Raw genomic sequence first — 18,502 nt, forward strand, 5'->3', positions numbered from 1 at the left:
TTGCGATGAATTTAGAAAAAATCAACGAGTTAACCGCGCAAGATATGGCGGGTGTGAATGCAGCAATCCTGGAGCAACTCAACTCTGACGTTCAGCTGATCAATCAGTTGGGCTATTACATCGTCAGCGGCGGCGGTAAACGCATTCGTCCGATGATTGCCATTCTGGCTGCCAGAGCCGTTGGCTATCAGGGAAATGCTCACATCACTATCGCAGCGCTCATCGAATTTATTCACACGGCGACGCTTCTGCATGACGATGTTGTGGATGAATCGGATATGCGTCGTGGCAAAGCCACGGCAAACGCCGCTTTCGGAAACGCAGCCAGCGTCCTGGTGGGGGATTTTATCTATACCCGCGCCTTCCAGATGATGACCAGCCTGGGCTCCCTGAAAGTGCTGGAAGTGATGTCCGAAGCCGTAAACGTCATTGCTGAAGGCGAAGTGCTGCAGCTGATGAACGTCAACGACCCTGACATTACCGAAGAAAACTACATGCGCGTCATCTACAGCAAAACGGCGCGCCTGTTTGAAGCGGCTGCCCAGTGTTCCGGCATTCTGGCCGACTGTACTGAAGCCCAGGAAAAAGGCCTGCAGGACTATGGCCGCTATCTGGGTACGGCCTTCCAGCTGATTGATGATTTGCTTGACTACAGTGCGGACGGCGAGACGCTCGGTAAAAACGTGGGTGATGACCTGAACGAAGGTAAACCTACCCTGCCGCTGCTTCATGCTATGCGCAACGGAACAGCCGACCAGGCGAAAATGATCCGTGAAGCGATTGAGCAGGGAAATGGCCGCCATCTTCTGGAACCTGTACTAGAAACTATGGCTATCTGCGGATCGCTGGAATGGACGCGTCAGCGCGCGGAAGAAGAAGCCGACAAAGCCATCGAAGCGCTTCAGGTCATTCCAGACAGCCCGTGGCGCGAGGCACTGATTGGTCTTGCCCACATCGCCGTTCAGCGCGACCGTTAATCCCCTTGTTTCTCCCCGCAGCGATAGCGGGGAGATTCCAGTACACACCTGTAAATTCCGTGTTCATGTAAATTCATCGGTTTAGAGACCGCATGAATAAAGCCGTGTCTTATTCTGAATATCCCTTCAAGTAACGCGAACTTTTTAGAACAAGAAGTTGAAATGGGTATAGTAACCGCGTCGTTTCAGAAGAAACGGCGTAGGTGAATCCGAACTTAAGGACGGCGTTATGGATACGAAATTTATCGACTGGCACACGGCTGATATTATTGCCGCGCTGCGCAAAAGAGGCACTTCACTGGCAGCAGAGTCCCGCCGCCATGGACTGAGTTCTTCCACTCTGGCAAACGCCCTCACCCGCCCCTGGCCCAAGGGAGAATTAATTATCGCGACGGCGCTGGATACGCATCCGTGGGTAATTTGGCCTTCACGCTATCACGATCCCATCACCCATGAATTTATCGACAGATCGCGCATGATTCGCCAGAGAAAGGTAAAAAGAGAACCGCAGGAATAACGCATTTTTGACAGGAACAGCAACCCCCCGGTCATTGCTGGCAGGGGGCTGCCGGAACGATTACTCGCCCTTCACACGCTCGATGTTGGCACCCAGCGCGCGCAGTTTATCTTCGATACGTTCATAACCACGATCGATGTGATAGATACGATCCACGATCGTTGTACCTTCCGCGATACAACCCGCCAGCACCAGGCTTGCAGACGCACGCAGATCGGTTGCCATCACCTGAGCACCTGACAGTTTCTCAACGCCGTGGCAAATCACGGTATTACTTTCGATCTCAGCATGCGCGCCCATACGGATCAGCTCCGGTACGTGCATAAAGCGGTTCTCGAAAATGGTTTCTGTGATGAAGCCAGTGCCTTCGGCAACCAGGTTCAACAGGGTGAACTGTGCCTGCATGTCCGTAGGGAACGCCGGATGCGGCGCCGTACGCACATTGACTGCTTTTGGACGCTGACCGTGCATATCGAGGCTGATCCAGTCTTCACCGATTTCGATATCCGCACCCGCATCGCGCAGTTTCGCCAGCACCGCATCCAGGGTATCTGGCTGCGCGTTGCGACAAACAATCTTACCGCCAGAAATCGCCGCAGCGACCAGGAAGGTGCCGGTTTCGATACGGTCCGGCAGAACGCGATAGACACCGCCGCCCAGACGCTCAACGCCTTCGATGGTGATACGGTCGGTACCCTGACCGGAAATCTTTGCCCCCAGCGCCACGAGGAAGTTGGCGGTATCCACAATCTCCGGTTCGCGCGCGGCATTTTCGATGATGGTGGTACCTTCTGCCAGCGTCGCCGCAGACATAATGGTGACCGTTGCGCCCACGCTCACTTTGTCCATGACGATGTGCGCGCCTTTCAGACGACCATTAACGGACGCTTTAACGTAACCTTCTTCCAGCTTGATCTCGGCGCCCAGCTTCTCCAGACCAAAGATGTGCAGGTCAACCGGACGCGCACCGATGGCGCAACCGCCAGGCAGAGAGACCTGCCCCTGACCAAAACGCGCCACCAGCGGGCCAAGCGCCCAGATGGATGCACGCATGGTTTTCACCAGATCGTAAGGGGCTGAGAAGTTGTTCACCTTGCTGGCGTCGATCCAGACGGAACCGTTACGCTCAACTTTCGTGCCCAGCTGGGTGAGCAGCTTCATGGTGGTGTCGATATCTTTCAGCTTCGGTACGTTCTGAATTTCTACCGGCTCTTCAGCCAGCAGCGCAGCAAAGAGGATTGGCAGCGCGGCGTTTTTAGCGCCAGAAATTGTGACTTCGCCCTGGAGACGCGTTGGCCCCTGTACACGAAATTTATCCATTGTGTGCTCTCTTATAAATTCAACCGTGCTGCGGGCCTGTCGCCCTCAGCTCAAAAACCGTTTAGTTTGCGATCGCGTGCCCACTCTTGCGGGGTAAACGCTTTAATCGACAGGGCGTGGATGCGGTTATCCGCAATATATTCCATCAGCGGCGCGTACACAGCCTGCTGTTTCTTCACGCGGCTCATACCGTCGAACATCTCACCCACAGCAATAACCTGGAAGTGACTGCCATCGCCAGTGACGTGGGCTTCCTGAAGGGAGAGTGCATTCATCAGCACTGTCTGGATTTCATGATTTTCCATGGGCTCTTAATCATCTGATAGTGAAAACAAGCCCAACATCTTAGAGCAAAGTGGCGTTGTCTTAAACAAGCAAAAAGCCCCGACGATGAAACAGTCAGGGCTTTCGGAAGTAACGCACTGAAAATATTAACGAGGCAGTACGTCCTGAGGGAGATTGTAGAGCTGCGCAAGGGTCACGACATTATCGCTCGCGCCGTGAAGCGTGACGCTTGTCCCCTGCTTTTTCCCCACGGCAATCAGATGGGCAAGCAGCGCAACACCTGCCGTATCCACCCGCGTGACGTCGGTTAAGTCGATAAGCGTCACGCCCTGCATCGCTTCGTGGCGTTTGTCCCACAGTGGGTTCAGCAGATCCTGATCCAGTTCACCGGACAGCTTTAATGTCTCGCCTTCACGCGACCAGCTGAGTTGCTGTGACATTACTTCTTCTCATCCAGAGTAATTTTCTGGCGAGAGATAGACTGCAGCTGAGCGGTCAGGCCATCAATGCCTTTGGTGCGCAGCAGGTCGCTCCATTCGTTCTGTTTGGTGGTGATCATGCTTACCCCTTCGGCAATCATGTCATACGCCTGCCAGTGACCGGTCTGGCTGTTTTTACGCCACTGGAAATCCAGACGAACCGGCGGACGACCGTTAGGATCGATGATCGTCACACGGATAGGGACGATGGTCGCATCGCCCAGCGGCTGCTCAGGCGCAATCTGATAGGTCTGGCCGTGGTACATCGCCAGCGCCTGGCCATAAGCCTGTTTCAGGTATTCACGAAACGCGGCAAAGTAGGCATCACGCTGCGCAGGGGTCGCGTCTTTGTAATAACGTCCCAGCACCAGCGCACCCGCATATTTAATCTGCACGTACGGCAGCAGCTCCTGGTCAACGACGTCACGCAGATAATCAGGATTAGCACGAATTTTAGGCTGTTCGTTTTTAAGACGGTCGAAGGTCTTCTTCGCCGCTTCGTCCATCAGTTTGTACGGGTTACTCTGATCCGCAGCGTGGGCGGCGGTGAGAGGGGCGATGACCAGCATGGCAACCATTAACAGTCGTTTAAACATGAATGACTTCTCCTGATATTAATTCGCAGCACCTGGCGTCGGTGCGACGTCGGTATGATCTTCGCTCTGCGCAGGGGCAGCGTCGGATTTTTTCTCATCCCCTTTACTGTTGTAAAGGAACTGACCAATCATATCCTCCAGAACCATCGCGGATTTCGTATCCTGAATGACGCTACCGTCTTTAAGGATAGTCGTTCCCAGCTCGGGATCTTCAAAGCCAACGTTAAGCGCCAGATATTGTTCGCCCAGCAGGCCGGAAGTACGGATAGAAAGGGAACTGGTGTCCGGGATATGGTTGTAACGCTCTTCGATATCCATCGCGACGCGGGGCAGATAGGTTTTCTCATCCAGCGTAATGTCAGATACGCGTCCGATCACCACGCCGCCGATGCGGACCGGTGAACGCGCCTTCAGCCCGCCGATGTTATCGAAGGTGGCATAGATGCGATACGTCGGCTCGGTGCGTACAGACGTGATATCCGCCGCTCTCAGGCAGATAAACAGCGCGGCCAGCAGCGCCAGCAGCAGGAATACACCGACCCAAATTTCATTTTTTCTCGTTTGCATGAACTCAATTCCCAAACATCAGTGCGGTGAGCACAAAATCCAGACCCAGTACGGCCAGCGACGAATGTACGACTGTACGTGTAGTTGCGCGGCTAATGCCCGCCGACGTCGGGATGGCATCGTAACCATTGAACAATGCAATCCAGGTGACCGTAATGGCAAATACCACGCTTTTAATCAGGCAGTTAACCAGATCCATTCGCAGGTCGATGGCGTCCTGCATCGCGGACCAGAAGAAACCGGCATCAATGCCTTTCCAGTGCACACCAACCAGCGAACCGCCCCAGATACCCACGGCGACAAACAGAATAGTCAGTAACGGTAAAGAGATCACCCCAGCCCAGAAACGCGGCGAGATCACGCGACGCAGCGGATCGACCGCCATCATCTCCATGCTGGAGAGCTGCTCGGTCGCACGCATCAGGCCAATTTCAGCCGTTAATGCCGACCCCGCGCGCCCGGCGAACAACAGCGCCGCCACAACCGGCCCCAGTTCGCGCAGCAGCGAGAGCGCCACCAGCATCCCGAGGCTGGTTTCCGCACTGTAGGTTGTCAGAACCAGATAGCCCTGCAGCCCAAGCACCATACCGATAAACAGACCGGAGACAATGATGATGAGCATCGACAGCACGCCGACATTATAAAGCTGCCGCACCAGCAGCGGTGCGTGCTTACGGAATTCCGGCTTGCCGACCAGCGCGTTGAATAACATCAATCCGGCACGCCCGAACGTCCTGATGGTTTTTATGCCACGGTGTCCGAGAGCGGCCAACGCATTTAACAGCATGAGTGGCTTAACTCCCTATTCCCAGTAAATCGTCACGATAGTCGCCCGCCGGGTAGCGGAACGGCACAGGGCCATCGGCAATACCGTCAAGGAACTGCCGCACGCGCGGATCGCAATTTTCCTGCAGCGCCTGAGCGCTACCGTGTGCGACGATCTTTTTGTCCGCCACAATATAGGCGTAATCGGCAATGCTCAATACTTCCGGTACATCGTGAGATACCACAATGCAGGTGACGCCAAGCGCGCTGTTCAGTTCAGAGATGAGCTTCACCAGCACGCCCATCGTGATGGGATCCTGTCCAACAAACGGTTCGTCGAACATGATTAAATCAGGTTCTAATGCAATGGCGCGTGCCAGCGCGGCGCGGCGCGCCATCCCGCCGGACAGCTCCGAAGGCATCAACTTTGCGGCGCCCCGCAAACCGACGGCTTCGAGCTTCATCATCACCGTGCTTTTCAGCAGTTCAGGCGGCAGGCTGGTATGCTCACGCAGCGGATAGGCGACGTTATCAAAGACATTCATGTCGGTGAACAAGGCTCCCGACTGAAAGAGCATGCTCATGCGTTTGCGGACAGTATACAGACGCGAGCGTGACATCTCCGGGATGTTTTCGCCATCAAAGAGGATTTCACCGCTATCAGGTGGGATCTGCCCACCAATAAGGCGCAGCAGGGTCGTTTTACCGATCCCGGACGGCCCCATGATGGCAGTGATTTTGCCACGCGGTACGGTCAACGAAATATCATCAAATATCAATCTGTTGGCGCGAGAAAAACTCACGCCGCGAACATCGACTAAATTCGCCATCGTTTGGCTCATTTATGGTTCCTTTATTACCCTGCTCACGTTAAGGCATGCCGCCTGAATCAGCCCTCAACTCCGCATTTTTACAGAATAATAGCCGTTGAGGTTAGCGAAAGCTGGCATTTGTTTTACTTTTCCGGCGCATAAAGTCAAAATTAGGAATTCGTTACGCCTCAGACTGTATGCAGTCCAGCCATTCCCGTGCGATGGACCGACGAGTATACCTGAAGAAAGGACTTTTGATGCTTTTAGCAACAGCACTGTTAATAATTGGTTTACTTTTGGTGGTCTACAGTGCTGACCGTTTAGTGTTTGCCGCATCTATCCTGTGTCGCCTGACGGGCGTACCGCCTGTCGTCATCGGGATGACCGTGGTGAGTGTTGGAACGTCACTTCCTGAAATCATCGTCTCTGTCTCGGCATCGCTGCATGGTCAGTTAGACCTGGCAGTAGGTACCGCGATTGGCTCCAACATCGTCAATATACTCTTGATTTTGGGCCTGGCCGCACTGCTCCATCCATTTCGCGTGCATTCTGATGTTCTGCGCCGTGAATTGCCGCTAATGTTAATCGTAAGCCTGCTGGCAGGCTGCGTATTTTACGATGGTGTACTGAGCTACAGCGACGGCATTTTCCTGCTGGCGCTGGCCGTCATCTGGTTGCTGTATAGTGTTAAAATCGCCCGTCTGGCTGAGAAGCAGGGTCAGGATAGCCTCACGCGGGAGCAGGTCGCCGAACTGCCGCGAGAAGGCACGCTGCCTGTTGCCCTGCTCTGGCTTGGCGTTGCGCTGATCATCATGCCGATGGCAACGCGCATGGTCGTGGATAACGCGACCGTGCTGGCGAACTATTTCGCCATCAGTGAACTGACCATTGGCCTGACGGTGATTGCCATCGGCACCAGCCTGCCGGAGCTGGCCACGGCCATTGCGGGGGCACGTAAAGGTGAGGATGACATTGCCATTGGTAATATCATCGGTTCCAACATATTTAATATCGCCATTGTGATGGGCCTGCCGGCCCTGATTACGCCAGGGCCCTTTAACCCCCTGGCGTTCTCACGCGACTACGGCGTGATGTTATTGGTCAGCGTGATATTTGCCCTGCTCTGCTGGCGGCGGCAACGACAGATCGGCAAAGGCGCAGGCGCGCTGCTGACGGGTGGATTTATCGTATGGATGGCGATGCTGTACTGGCTCTCGCCTCTTCTCTCTGGATAAACGGAAACGCATTATGTCGCAAATAGAATTGCAGCCGGGTTTTGACTTTCAGAAAGCAGGCAAAGAGGTTCTGGAGATTGAACGTGAAGGTCTGGCGCAGTTAGATCAGTACATTAATCAGGATTTTAGTCTGGCATGTGAGAAGATGTTCTACTGTGCCGGCAAAGTCGTGGTGATGGGGATGGGTAAGTCCGGCCACATTGGACGCAAAATGGCGGCAACGTTTGCCAGCACCGGAACCTCTTCCTTCTTTGTACATCCGGGGGAAGCCGCGCACGGTGACCTGGGTATGGTCACGCCGCAGGATATCGTCATCGCGCTGTCCAACTCCGGGGAGTCCAATGAAATTCTGGCGCTGATCCCGGTACTGAAGCGACTGCAGGTGCCGCTTATTTGCATGACCAGCCGTCCGGAAAGCAGCATGGCGCGGGCGGCCGATATTCACCTGTGCGTGAAAGTGCCCAAGGAGGCCTGTCCGCTCGGCCTGGCGCCGACGTCCAGCACTACCGCCGCGCTGGTCATGGGTGATGCGCTTGCCGTCGCGCTGCTCGAAGCCCGCGGTTTTACGCCGGAAGATTTCGCGCTTTCCCACCCGGGCGGCGCGCTGGGGCGCAAGCTTCTGCTTCGGGTAAACGATATTATGCACACCGGGGATGAGATCCCTCACGTCAGTAAAGAAGCCTCCCTGCGTGATGCGCTGCTGGAAATCACCCGTAAGAATCTGGGTATGACGGTCGTGTGCGACGATCTGATGAAAATTCAGGGGATCTTCACCGATGGCGACCTGCGCCGCGTGTTCGACATGGGTGTAGATGTCCGCACGCTCGGCATTGCCGATGTGATGACGCCGGGCGGTATCCGCGTCCGTCCGGGTACGCTGGCCGTGGATGTGCTGAACCTGATGCAGTCCCGCCACATTACCTCAGTGATGGTTGCCGATGGCGACCAGTTGCTGGGTGTGGTACATATGCATGATCTGCTGCGCGCAGGCGTAGTGTAATGAAGGATAAGACAATGAGTAATGCGGGTGCATCCCTTGCAACCTGTTATGGACCGGTCAGTACCCAGATGATGGCAAAGGCGAAAAACATTCGTCTGCTCATCCTGGACGTGGATGGCGTACTTTCCGATGGCCTGATTTACATGGGCAATAATGGTGAAGAGCTGAAAGCGTTTAACGTTCGCGACGGCTACGGTATCCGCTGCGCGCTCACCTCGGGTATTGAGGTGGCTATCATCACCGGGCGAAAAGCTAAACTGGTAGAAGACCGCTGTGAAACCTTAGGAATTACCCATCTGTATCAGGGTCAATCCGATAAGATGGCGGCGTTTAAGGATTTACTGGGTAAACTGGCTATCGCGCCGGAAAACGTAGCCTACGTCGGGGACGATCTGATTGACTGGCCCGTGATGGCTGAAGTTGGGCTGAGCATCGCCGTTGCGGATGCGCATCCGCTGCTGATCCCGCGCGCTGACTACGTTACCCACATCAACGGGGGCCGTGGTGCCGTACGTGAAGTCTGCGATCTGCTTTTGCTGGCGCAGGGCAAGCTTGATGAGGCCAAAGGGCAATCGATATGAGTAAAACCAGACGCTGGATTATCATTTTGCTTTCGCTTGTCGCACTGGTATTGATTGGCGTGAACCTTGCCGATCGCGACGATCCGCAAACGGAAGTGGTCAACAATAACGATCCAACCTATAAAAGCGATCACAGCGACACCGTGGTCTACAGCCCGGAAGGCGCGCTGAACTATCGCCTGATTGCCCAGCATGTTGAATATTTTTCAGATGACGGTATTTCGTGGTTTACCCAACCTATCATGACCACATTTGATAAGGACAAAGTGCCAACGTGGTCAATTAAGTCAGATCGGGCAAAACTGACAAATGACCGTATGCTTTATCTGTATGGCCACGTTGAAGTCAACGCCCTGACCGCAGACTCGCAACTGCGAAAAATTACGACGGATAATGCCCAAATTAACCTGGTAACCCAGGACGTGACCTCGCAGGATCTGGTCACACTGTATGGCACAACATTTAATTCCAGCGGTTTGAGAATGCGCGGGAACTTACGCAGCAAGAACGCCGAGCTGATTGAAAAGGTTAGAACCTCCTATGAAATTCAAAACAAACAAACTCAGCCTTAAAGTAATTATCGCCAGCGCGATGCTGGCGACCAGTCTCCCCGCGCTTGCTGTAACGGGCGATACCGACCAACCGATCCATATCGAGTCTGATACCCAGTCTCTCGATATGCAGGGCAACGTCGTCACCTTCACGGGTAACGTCGTCATGACTCAGGGCACCATCAAAATTAACGCCGACAAAGTGGTCGTGACCCGTCCGGGTGGCGAGCAGGGCAAAGAGATCATTGATGGTTACGGCAACCCGGCCACCTTCTACCAGATGCAGGATAACGGCAAGCCGGTGAAAGGCCGCGCCTCGCATATGCACTATGAGCTGGCGAAGGACCTGGTCATCCTGACCGGAAACGCGTATCTGGAACAGCTGGACAGCAACATTACCGGCGACCAGATCACCTATCTGGTGAAAGAGCAAAAAATGCAGGCCTCCAGCGAGAAAGGCAAACGCGTCACGACCGTCCTGGTTCCGTCGCAGCTGCAGGACAAAGGCAAAGGCCAGGCCCCGGCACAGAAGAAGAGTAACTAATTCGTTATGGCAACATTAACTGCAAAAAATCTCGCGAAGGCCTACAAGGGCCGCCGTGTCGTAGAAGATGTCAGTCTGACCGTCAACTCCGGCGAAATTGTAGGGCTGCTTGGCCCTAACGGTGCGGGTAAAACCACCACCTTCTACATGGTCGTTGGCATTGTGCCGCGCGATGCCGGCAACATTATCATTGACGATGAAGACATCAGCCTTCTGCCGCTGCACGCGCGCGCGCGTCGCGGGATCGGCTACCTGCCGCAGGAAGCCTCCATTTTCCGTCGTCTTAGCGTTTACGATAACCTGATGGCGGTCCTGGAAATTCGTAACGATCTGACCAGCGAACAGCGTCAGGATCGTGCCAACGAGTTGATGGAAGAGTTCCACATTGAGCATCTGCGCGACAGCCTCGGTCAGGCACTCTCCGGGGGTGAACGCCGTCGTGTTGAGATTGCACGTGCGCTGGCCGCAAACCCGAAATTTATCCTTCTGGATGAACCGTTTGCCGGCGTTGACCCGATCTCGGTTATCGACATTAAACGCATCATTGAACACCTGCGTGACAGCGGGCTTGGCGTACTGATCACCGACCACAACGTCCGTGAAACGCTGGCCGTGTGTGAACGCGCGTATATTGTGAGCCAGGGCAATCTGATCGCCCACGGTACGCCGCAGCAGATCCTCGAAGACGATCATGTTAAGCGCGTCTATCTTGGGGAAGACTTCAGACTCTGATAGGGTAGAGGTAACGTAACGCCGAACCGGAGAAAAATGCTCTGAACATGAAGCAAGGTTTGCAATTAAGGCTCAGCCAACAACTGGCAATGACGCCGCAGCTACAGCAGGCAATTCGCCTGTTGCAACTGTCCACGTTAGAACTTCAGCAGGAGCTCCAGCAGGCGCTGGACAGCAACCCCCTGCTGGAACAAACCGATCTTCATGACGAGGTAGATACTCAGCAGTCACAGGATACAGAAGCGCTCGACACCGCGGATGCACTCGAACAAAAAGAGATGCCCGACGAGCTACCGCTGGATGCCAGCTGGGATGAAATCTACACCGCCGGAACCCCTTCCGGTACGCGTGCAGACTACCAGGATGATGAGCTACCGGTCTATCAGGGAGAAACCACCCAGTCGCTGCAGGATTACCTGATGTGGCAGGTGGAACTTACCCCCTTCTCCGATACCGACCGCGCGATTGCCACCTCAATTGTCGATGCCGTTGACGACACCGGCTATTTGACCGTCACGCTGGACGATATCCTGGAAAGCATGGGCGACGAAGAGATTGAACTTGAGGAGATCGAAGCCGTTCTGAAGCGCATCCAGCGTTTCGATCCGGTAGGCGTGGCCGCAAAAGATCTGCGCGACTGCCTGCTGATCCAGCTTTCTCAGTTCAGCAAAGAGACGCCATGGCTCGACGAGGCGCGCTTAATCATCAGCGATCATCTGGATCTGTTGGCCAACCACGATTTCCGCAGCCTGATGCGCGTCACGCGCCTGAAGGAAGAGGTGCTGAAAGAAGCGGTGAATCTGATCCAGTCACTCGATCCGCGCCCGGGACAGTCGATCCAGACCAGCGAGCCCGAGTACGTCATCCCGGACGTGCTGGTGAGAAAACACAATGACCGCTGGGTCGTTGAACTGAATTCAGACAGCATCCCTCGCCTGCAAATCAACCAGCAGTATGCCTCCATGTGCACCAGCGCGCGTAACGACTCCGACAATCAATATATTCGTAGCAATCTTCAGGAAGCGCGATGGCTGATCAAAAGTCTGGAAAGCCGAAATGATACGCTGCTGCGCGTCAGCCGCTGTATTGTCGAACAGCAGCAGGCGTTCTTTGAGCAGGGCGAAGAGTATATGAAACCGATGGTACTGGCGGATATCGCCCAGGCCGTCGAGATGCATGAATCAACCATTTCCCGTGTCACCACGCAGAAGTATCTGCACAGTCCACGCGGTATATTTGAGCTTAAGTATTTCTTCTCCAGCCATGTGAATACCGAGGGCGGCGGCGAAGCGTCGTCAACGGCCATTCGTGCCCTGGTGAAGAAGTTGATCGCCGCGGAGAACCCCGCGAAGCCACTAAGCGACAGTAAGTTAACCACCATGCTGTCCGATCAGGGTATTATGGTGGCACGTCGTACTGTTGCGAAGTATCGAGAGTCTTTATCCATTCCGCCGTCCAACCAGCGTAAACAGCTGGTCTGACACAACCGATAAGGAAGACACTATGCAGCTCAACATCACTGGACAAAACGTCGAAATTACTGAGGCTTTACGCGACTTCGTGAACGCGAAGTTTGCAAAACTCGAGCAGTATTTCGAAAGGATCAATCAGGTCTATATTGTGTTGAAAGTGGAGAAAGTGACTCACATCTCGGATGCCACCCTGCATGTTAACGGGGGTGAACTGCATGCCAGTGCGGAAGGGCAAGACATGTACGCTGCTATCGACGGCTTGATTGATAAGCTTGCACGACAGCTCAATAAACATAAAGATAAACTGAAACAACACTAATTGTCCGGGCAGTTAACGGGTGCAGGACGGCCTGTTGTGAAACACAACAGGCCATTTGTACAGTTAGCGCTTAGGTGAAATTATGATGAACAACGATTCCGCTCTTCAACTGAGCAATGTCCTTAACCAGGAATGTACCCGCAGTGCGGTTCACTGCCAGAGCAAAAAACGTGCGCTGGAGATCATCAGTGAACTGGCTGCCAAACAGCTGGGCCTGCCGCCGCAGGTGGTGTTCGAAGCGATTCTGACCCGTGAAAAAATGGGCAGTACCGGTATCGGCAACGGCATCGCGATCCCGCACGGCAAACTGGAAGAGGATACCCTGCGTGCCGTTGGTGTGTTTGTGCAGCTTGAAACACCCATCGCCTTCGATGCCATTGATAACCAGCCCGTCGATCTCCTCTTCGCGCTGCTGGTACCTGCCGACCAGACGAAAACCCATCTGCATACGCTGTCGCTGGTCGCAAAACGTCTGGCCGATAAAACCATTTGCCGTCGACTGCGCTCGGCCCAAAGTGATGAAGAGCTCTATCAAATTATCACTGAAGCAGAAGGCAATCAGGATGATGCATAACCAGGAGATGGCCTTCACATCTGTTGTCCTGAGGAGAAACGGAACATGGTGCTGATGATTGTCAGTGGCCGTTCAGGGTCGGGGAAATCCGTTGCTCTGCGCGCCCTGGAAGACATGGGTTTTTACTGCGTCGATAACCTGCCGGTCGTGTTGTTACCCGATCTGGCCCGCACGCTGGCGGAGAGACAAACCTCTGCCGCCGTCAGTATCGACGTTCGTAACATGCCTGAATCGCCAGAGATCTTCGAACAGGCCATGAGCAACCTGCCTGACGCGTTCTCGCCTCAGCTGCTGTTCCTCGATGCAGACCGCAATACGCTGATCCGCCGCTACAGCGATACCCGTCGTTTGCACCCGCTATCTAGCAAGAACCTCTCTCTGGAGAGCGCTATCGATGAAGAGAGCGACCTGCTGGAGCCGCTGCGTTCTCGTGCCGACCTGATTGTCGACACCTCTGAGATGTCCGTTCACGAGCTGGCGGAAATGCTGCGTACCCGGCTGTTGGGTAAACGCGAGCGCGAACTGACGATGGTGTTCGAATCCTTCGGCTTTAAGCACGGTATTCCGATTGATGCGGATTACGTTTTCGACGTGCGCTTCCTGCCGAACCCGCACTGGGATCCAAAACTGCGTCCAATGACCGGTCTGGATAAGCCGGTGGCGGCGTTCCTCGACCGGCACACAGAAGTACACAATTTTATCTACCAGACGCGAAGCTACCTTGAGCTATGGTTACCTATGCTGGAGACAAACAATCGTAGCTACCTGACGGTGGCGATTGGCTGTACCGGCGGTAAACATCGTTCGGTTTATATCGCCGAACAGCTGGCCGACTATTTCCGCTCGCGCGGGAAGAACGTTCAGTCCCGTCATCGCACGCTGGAAAAACGTAAAACATGACCGTAAAACAAACCGTTGAGATCACCAACAAGCTGGGTATGCATGCACGCCCGGCGATGAAGCTGTTTGAGCTGATGCAAGGTTTCGATGCAGAGGTACTGCTGCGGAATGACGAAGGCACCGAAGCGGAAGCGAACAGCGTGATCGCGCTGCTGATGCTGGATTCCGCCAAAGGACGCCAGATTGAGGTAGAAGCCACCGGGCCTCAGGAAGAGGAAGCGCTGGCGGCGGTGATTGCCCTGTTTAACGCAGGGTTCGACGAAGATTAAGGTCTGCTATTCAGGCGGGTAGCGCTGCGCTTACCCGCTCTACATAAGATTATTACGCTGCATAAACCCCTCTCCACCCAGCTGATTCATCTGGCGCATAATCCACGCCTGTCGGCTTCGCACATACCCTGATGGGGCGCTGGCCTTAAAGCGGATAGGGTTCGGTAACACAGCGGCCAATAGCGCTGCTTCTGACATGTTCAGACGGCTGGCTGGCTTATTGAAATACCGCTGTGCGGCAGCCTCCACGCCAAATATACCGTCGCCAAACTCAGCGACGTTGAGATAGACGGTCAGAATTCGTTTTTTGCTCCAGACCGTTTCCATCCCCAGGGTCAACCCCGCTTCCAGCCCTTTTCGCACCCAGCTTCGACCATCCCACAGAAACAGGTTTTTGGCCGTCTGCTGCGACAAGGTTGATGCCCCGCGCACGCGGTTTTCATGGCGTTCGTTATGGGCTAGCGCCTTCTCAATGGCCGCCACGTCGAACCCCCAGTGCTCCGGGAATTTCTGGTCCTCCGCCGCGATGACCGCCAGCCCCATGAACGGGGAGATCTCGTCCATGCTCACCCAGTCAGAGTGGGCAACATAGCTGAAATCGCCGCTGAACCACGCGCTAAGCTGGCGCTCAACCATAACGGCAGAGAACGGTACCGGCATAATGCTGAATAAAGCCAGCCCGCCTCCCCAGAATACCGCCAGCACAAGTACGATGCGCAAGAGAAAACGTTTCACCCCTGCGCCTGCGGCAAATTTACGCCTCATTCAGTCAGCACCAGCACGCGAGCCACCAGCTTTTCAATACCTGAGGCCGCCTCAGCGATATTATTCGCCAGCATATAAGCCGGCGTGGTGACAAGTTTGTTATCTTCATCAACCACAATGTCATCAACCGGGCACGGAACGTGTTCGCCCCCCATTTCCTCGACGATCTCTGCGGTATCAATATCCGTCCCGATAGTCAGGCGCAGCGGGAAATCAAAAATCCTGGGCAGCATTGCCGGCGCGATGCAGATAAAGCCCTGCGGTTTTCCTGCCGCGTGCATGGCCTGCGACAGCGCCTTTAAATGAGGATCGACCTGACACTCCGCTCCCTGCGCAGCAAAGGTACTGAGATTTTTGGCCGCGCCAAACCCACCCGGCACAATAAGCGCATCAAGCTCTGTAGGGTCTGCCTGAATAAGAGGATGGATATCACCTCGCACAATACGCGCGGCTTCAATCAGTACATTACGGGTTTCCGCCATCGGCTCGCCGGTCAGATGATTAATCACATCCGCCTGATTTTTGTCCGGCGCAAAACAAATAACCTCTGCTCCCTGCTTAGCCAGGGCCAGCAGCGTGATTACGGCTTCATGTATTTCAGAACCATCGTAAACACCGCATCCGCTCAGCACGACACCAATCTTTTTCATCATGACAATCCTTTTCTGCAACTTGCTGAAGCACATTAATAATTTTGATTAAAACGCTATGCTTCACACATTTCACTGATTCATGTAACAAACCATTTAAGATTTGCTATCTTATCTGCGTGCGGCCTAAATTTTTCAGGCAGCGCCCTTTCGAAAATAACTTTATAAAACAGGCGCAGCCACGATTTCCCTGGTGTTGGCGCAGTATTCGCGCACCCCGGTTAATCCGGGGTCATTTTTTTCTGGCGTCTACCCAGGCTTTAAGCACCGCCACATCGTTTTGCCACTCTTGTTTCATCTCTTCAACCCAATCACCCACGTTATCTTCCCATGCAGGTAAATCAGGCGACTGAATCTGTTGACCCAGCTGCTGCAGATGGCGTAAGCCGACCGAGCCGGCGGCGCCTTTGATTTTATGTCCTTCTTCGACGATGCCCTTCTGGTCACGAGCCGTCAGGTTTGATTCCAGCACGCTCAGATAGCCCGGCATCATTTTTTCGAACACCGCCAGACCATCGGTAATCAGTTTCGGACCCACCAGATCGATGTACTGCTCCAGCATTGCGGTATCGAGTATCATTTGGGCTTTTGCGCTATCAACAGACGTCATGGTGCTCTCCTCTTCATCACGGGTATCCCAGAACTTCTTAATCATGGCGGTCAGAGCAGGCACCGCCAGCGGCTTGCTGAGTACATCGTCCATACCGGCATCGAGATACTCTTTTTTGTCTTTCAGCACGTTCGCCGTCAGCGCCACCAGCGGCGGCAGCTCGTCGGCCACGTACTGACGCGTCAGCTCACGAGAGATATCCAGCCCGGTCATATCCGGCAGCTGGATATCGAGCAGAACAAGATCGTATTCGCCCGGTTTAAACATCTCCAGCGCGGCCTTACCGGTCATCGCGACATCCACGCTATTGCCCAGTTTTTCCAGCACCGAGCGCGCCACAATCACGTTCAGCTCAATGTCTTCCACCAGCAGGACGTGCAGCGCGGGCAGCGGCATGTCGTCGTTTTCAAAGGTGTCTTCAACCTCCTCCGCCACCGCCGGCGCATGGACCGTCAGCGTGAAGGTTGATCCTTTGCCCGGCTGGCTGACAACGGTGATATCGCCCCCCATGCTCTTCGCCAGCCGCTTAGACACCGCAAGACCAATGCCCGTTCCTGTGGCCGGTTTCCCGCCGTTGCTGTCCTTCACCTGGTAGTACATCGCGAAAATTTTATCCTGCTCCTCCTGCGGAATACCCATCCCGGAGTCTTCCACCTCGAAGTGCAGCATATCGCCTTCGTCAAAGCGGATGCGCACCGCCACCTGCCCCTTCTGGGTAAATTTCACCGCGTTGCTGATGAGATTCCACAGGATCTGACGCAGACGCGTGCCGTCGGTCACCACTTTATGCGGCAGCGGCAGGGTTGGCTCCATGACAAAGCTCAGTCCCTTCTGCTGCGCCTGCAGGCCGGAGAGATTTTCGAGGTCGGCAAGGAAGCTGGTGAAATCAACCGGCTGATTATCAAGCTGAACTTTACGGCGCTCCATCTTATCCATATCAATAATATCGTTGAAGATATTACCCAGCGTGACCGCGGATACATGGATAGTCTTGAGGTATTTTTCCTGCTCTGCGGTCAGGTCGGTATCCAGCAGAATACGGCTCAGCCCGACAATGCCATTAAGCGGCGTACGCAGCTCGTGGCTGATGGTGGAGATAAAGGTAGTCTTGTCGCGGCTGGCGCGCTCCAGAGCGTCCTGGTAGCGCTTACGCTCGGTGATATCGCGGCCAAAGCCCATCAGGCCGTGGCGTTTCCCCACGCGGTCATAGTAGGGCACCTTACGGATCTCAAAGCAGGCTTTGCGTCCGTCCGGGTAATCCAGCCACTGTTCATAGGTCAGCGAGACGTTATGGCGGAATACTTTTTCGTCCGTCTCCATGACCTTAGCCGCCGCCTCTTCAGAGTAAACGTCCTGCGGCTTCAGGTTAATCAGCTGCTTCTCGCTTTTCCCGGTGAGCAGCTCCATCGCCCGGTTACAGCCGGAAAACTCTTTATCTTCATTACGGTAAAACACCAGATCCGGCGAAGCATCAAGGAACGACCGCAAGAAAGAGGATTGCTGCTCAAGCTGGATCTGCGTGACCTCGCGCTCTTTCATTTCGATTTTCAGCTGCTCCAGCGTGGCCTGACGCTCGGCTTCCGCCTTCTCACGATCGGAAATCTCCTGATTCAGCTGCGCAATATTGTCTTTAAGCTGGACGTTGAGCTTCAGGTCGCGCTCGCGCATCTCTTCCAGTTTATCGACCAGTTTTGACAGACGCTGACGGGACTCTTCCAGCTGTTCAACCACCACGGAAAGGAAATAGACCGCCCAGGGCGTAATGAGCAAGCCAAAGAAGATGGAGCGGATGACGTCGATACTCTCGACCTGACCATGCAGAACCATGGTGACGGCCATTTGTACGACAATGGCCAGAACGACCAGCGCCAGCGCAAGCAGCATGGAGAAACGCACCAGCCCAAGCTTCATCATCAGGTCGACGTAATACTGGGCAAGCATTCGAATTTGCTTCATAGAGGATCCCTTCACGACTTTATCGC

The 18,502-nt window shown here is 54.5% G+C and carries 23 protein-coding genes; 13 read left to right on the forward strand and 10 right to left on the reverse strand.

The window, feature by feature from the left end:
* Positions 1 to 5: 5 nt before the first annotated feature.
* Together ispB and sfsB are read left to right on the forward strand one after the other, a co-directional pair.
* Positions 6 to 977 (forward strand): octaprenyl diphosphate synthase, encoded by a 972-nt coding sequence (gene ispB, locus EnteroDNA1_RS11405; RefSeq protein WP_024906360.1) that lies wholly within the window; start codon positions 6 to 8, stop codon positions 975 to 977.
* A gap of 229 nt (positions 978 to 1,206) precedes the next feature.
* Complete coding sequence (gene sfsB / locus EnteroDNA1_RS11410; protein WP_023309348.1) at positions 1,207 to 1,494, forward strand: DNA-binding transcriptional regulator SfsB; 288 nt, start codon at positions 1,207 to 1,209, stop codon at positions 1,492 to 1,494.
* A 60-nt stretch (positions 1,495 to 1,554) separates the two neighbouring features.
* Here the strand turns inward: sfsB and murA are convergent, their stop codons facing one another.
* From murA to mlaF, 7 genes are all read right to left on the reverse strand, one after another.
* Positions 1,555 to 2,814 carry a UDP-N-acetylglucosamine 1-carboxyvinyltransferase gene (murA, locus tag EnteroDNA1_RS11415; RefSeq protein ID WP_023309349.1) on the reverse strand — a complete coding sequence of 420 codons (1,260 nt, stop codon included), beginning with the start codon at positions 2,812 to 2,814 and terminating at the stop codon, positions 1,555 to 1,557.
* A 50-nt stretch (positions 2,815 to 2,864) separates the two neighbouring features.
* A complete protein-coding gene (gene ibaG / locus EnteroDNA1_RS11420; protein WP_008501458.1) occupies positions 2,865 to 3,119 on the reverse strand; it encodes a BolA family iron metabolism protein IbaG in 255 nt (84 codons plus the stop codon).
* Positions 3,120 to 3,245: 126 nt separating this feature from the next.
* Positions 3,246 to 3,539 (reverse strand): lipid asymmetry maintenance protein MlaB, encoded by a 294-nt coding sequence (gene mlaB / locus EnteroDNA1_RS11425; protein WP_023309350.1) that lies wholly within the window; start codon positions 3,537 to 3,539, stop codon positions 3,246 to 3,248.
* Positions 3,539 to 4,174 (reverse strand): phospholipid-binding protein MlaC, encoded by a 636-nt coding sequence (gene mlaC, locus EnteroDNA1_RS11430; protein ID WP_033146748.1) that lies wholly within the window; start codon positions 4,172 to 4,174, stop codon positions 3,539 to 3,541. Before mlaC ends, mlaB begins: the two co-directional genes overlap by 1 nt.
* An 18-nt stretch (positions 4,175 to 4,192) precedes the next feature.
* Positions 4,193 to 4,741: an outer membrane lipid asymmetry maintenance protein MlaD gene (gene mlaD, locus EnteroDNA1_RS11435; RefSeq protein ID WP_033147081.1), complete on the reverse strand. Its 549-nt coding sequence runs from the start codon at positions 4,739 to 4,741 to the stop codon at positions 4,193 to 4,195.
* Positions 4,742 to 4,745: 4 nt separating this feature from the next.
* On the reverse strand, positions 4,746 to 5,528 hold the full coding sequence (gene mlaE / locus EnteroDNA1_RS11440) for a lipid asymmetry maintenance ABC transporter permease subunit MlaE (RefSeq protein WP_010436044.1): 783 nt from the start codon (positions 5,526 to 5,528) through the stop codon (positions 4,746 to 4,748).
* Positions 5,529 to 5,535: 7 nt separating this feature from the next.
* Positions 5,536 to 6,348: a phospholipid ABC transporter ATP-binding protein MlaF gene (gene mlaF, locus EnteroDNA1_RS11445; protein WP_024906354.1), complete on the reverse strand. Its 813-nt coding sequence runs from the start codon at positions 6,346 to 6,348 to the stop codon at positions 5,536 to 5,538.
* A 227-nt stretch (positions 6,349 to 6,575) separates the two neighbouring features.
* On the opposite strand from mlaF, the gene EnteroDNA1_RS11450 reads away from it, so the two are divergent.
* From EnteroDNA1_RS11450 to npr, 11 genes are all read left to right on the forward strand, one after another.
* Complete coding sequence (locus tag EnteroDNA1_RS11450) at positions 6,576 to 7,553, forward strand: calcium/sodium antiporter (RefSeq protein ID WP_023309354.1); 978 nt, start codon at positions 6,576 to 6,578, stop codon at positions 7,551 to 7,553.
* 13 nt (positions 7,554 to 7,566) lie between these two features.
* On the forward strand, positions 7,567 to 8,553 hold the full coding sequence (kdsD, locus tag EnteroDNA1_RS11455; protein WP_023333606.1) for an arabinose-5-phosphate isomerase KdsD: 987 nt from the start codon (positions 7,567 to 7,569) through the stop codon (positions 8,551 to 8,553).
* Positions 8,554 to 8,567: 14 nt separating this feature from the next.
* Positions 8,568 to 9,134 carry a 3-deoxy-manno-octulosonate-8-phosphatase KdsC gene (gene kdsC, locus EnteroDNA1_RS11460; RefSeq protein WP_048981180.1) on the forward strand — a complete coding sequence of 189 codons (567 nt, stop codon included), beginning with the start codon at positions 8,568 to 8,570 and terminating at the stop codon, positions 9,132 to 9,134.
* Positions 9,131 to 9,706: an LPS export ABC transporter periplasmic protein LptC gene (lptC, locus tag EnteroDNA1_RS11465; protein WP_069303345.1), complete on the forward strand. Its 576-nt coding sequence runs from the start codon at positions 9,131 to 9,133 to the stop codon at positions 9,704 to 9,706. The genes kdsC and lptC overlap by 4 nt, the downstream gene beginning before the upstream one ends.
* Complete coding sequence (gene lptA, locus EnteroDNA1_RS11470; RefSeq protein WP_033146750.1) at positions 9,675 to 10,229, forward strand: lipopolysaccharide ABC transporter substrate-binding protein LptA; 555 nt, start codon at positions 9,675 to 9,677, stop codon at positions 10,227 to 10,229. The genes lptC and lptA overlap by 32 nt, the downstream gene beginning before the upstream one ends.
* Positions 10,230 to 10,235: 6 nt before the next feature.
* Positions 10,236 to 10,961, forward strand: coding sequence for an LPS export ABC transporter ATP-binding protein (gene lptB / locus EnteroDNA1_RS11475; RefSeq protein WP_033146751.1), 726 nt, complete (start codon positions 10,236 to 10,238; stop codon positions 10,959 to 10,961).
* Between the two features lie 47 nt (positions 10,962 to 11,008).
* On the forward strand, positions 11,009 to 12,442 hold the full coding sequence (rpoN, locus tag EnteroDNA1_RS11480; protein WP_047060252.1) for an RNA polymerase factor sigma-54: 1,434 nt from the start codon (positions 11,009 to 11,011) through the stop codon (positions 12,440 to 12,442).
* A gap of 22 nt (positions 12,443 to 12,464) precedes the next feature.
* On the forward strand, positions 12,465 to 12,752 hold the full coding sequence (hpf, locus tag EnteroDNA1_RS11485; RefSeq protein ID WP_008501444.1) for a ribosome hibernation promoting factor: 288 nt from the start codon (positions 12,465 to 12,467) through the stop codon (positions 12,750 to 12,752).
* An 82-nt stretch (positions 12,753 to 12,834) separates the two neighbouring features.
* Positions 12,835 to 13,326 (forward strand): PTS IIA-like nitrogen regulatory protein PtsN, encoded by a 492-nt coding sequence (gene ptsN / locus EnteroDNA1_RS11490; protein ID WP_008501443.1) that lies wholly within the window; start codon positions 12,835 to 12,837, stop codon positions 13,324 to 13,326.
* Positions 13,327 to 13,371: 45 nt separating this feature from the next.
* A complete protein-coding gene (gene rapZ, locus EnteroDNA1_RS11495) occupies positions 13,372 to 14,226 on the forward strand; it encodes an RNase adapter RapZ (RefSeq protein WP_014885397.1) in 855 nt (284 codons plus the stop codon).
* Positions 14,223 to 14,495 (forward strand): PTS phosphocarrier protein NPr, encoded by a 273-nt coding sequence (gene npr / locus EnteroDNA1_RS11500; RefSeq protein WP_003861872.1) that lies wholly within the window; start codon positions 14,223 to 14,225, stop codon positions 14,493 to 14,495. Before rapZ ends, npr begins: the two co-directional genes overlap by 4 nt.
* Positions 14,496 to 14,534: 39 nt before the next feature.
* On the opposite strand, the gene mtgA is transcribed toward npr, so the two are convergent.
* The 3 genes from mtgA to arcB all read right to left on the reverse strand — a co-directional run bounded on the left by mtgA (position 14,535) and on the right by arcB (position 18,476).
* Positions 14,535 to 15,260: a monofunctional biosynthetic peptidoglycan transglycosylase gene (gene mtgA, locus EnteroDNA1_RS11505; RefSeq protein WP_069303346.1), complete on the reverse strand. Its 726-nt coding sequence runs from the start codon at positions 15,258 to 15,260 to the stop codon at positions 14,535 to 14,537.
* On the reverse strand, positions 15,257 to 15,910 hold the full coding sequence (gene elbB / locus EnteroDNA1_RS11510) for an isoprenoid biosynthesis glyoxalase ElbB (protein WP_069303347.1): 654 nt from the start codon (positions 15,908 to 15,910) through the stop codon (positions 15,257 to 15,259). The genes mtgA and elbB overlap by 4 nt, the downstream gene beginning before the upstream one ends.
* Positions 15,911 to 16,142: 232 nt before the next feature.
* A complete protein-coding gene (arcB, locus tag EnteroDNA1_RS11515; protein ID WP_069303348.1) occupies positions 16,143 to 18,476 on the reverse strand; it encodes an aerobic respiration two-component sensor histidine kinase ArcB in 2,334 nt (777 codons plus the stop codon).
* Positions 18,477 to 18,502 lie beyond the last annotated feature (26 nt).

Source organism: Enterobacter sp. HK169 (genome assembly GCF_001719105.1).
GTDB classification, from domain to species: Bacteria; Pseudomonadota; Gammaproteobacteria; order Enterobacterales; family Enterobacteriaceae; genus Enterobacter; species Enterobacter asburiae_B.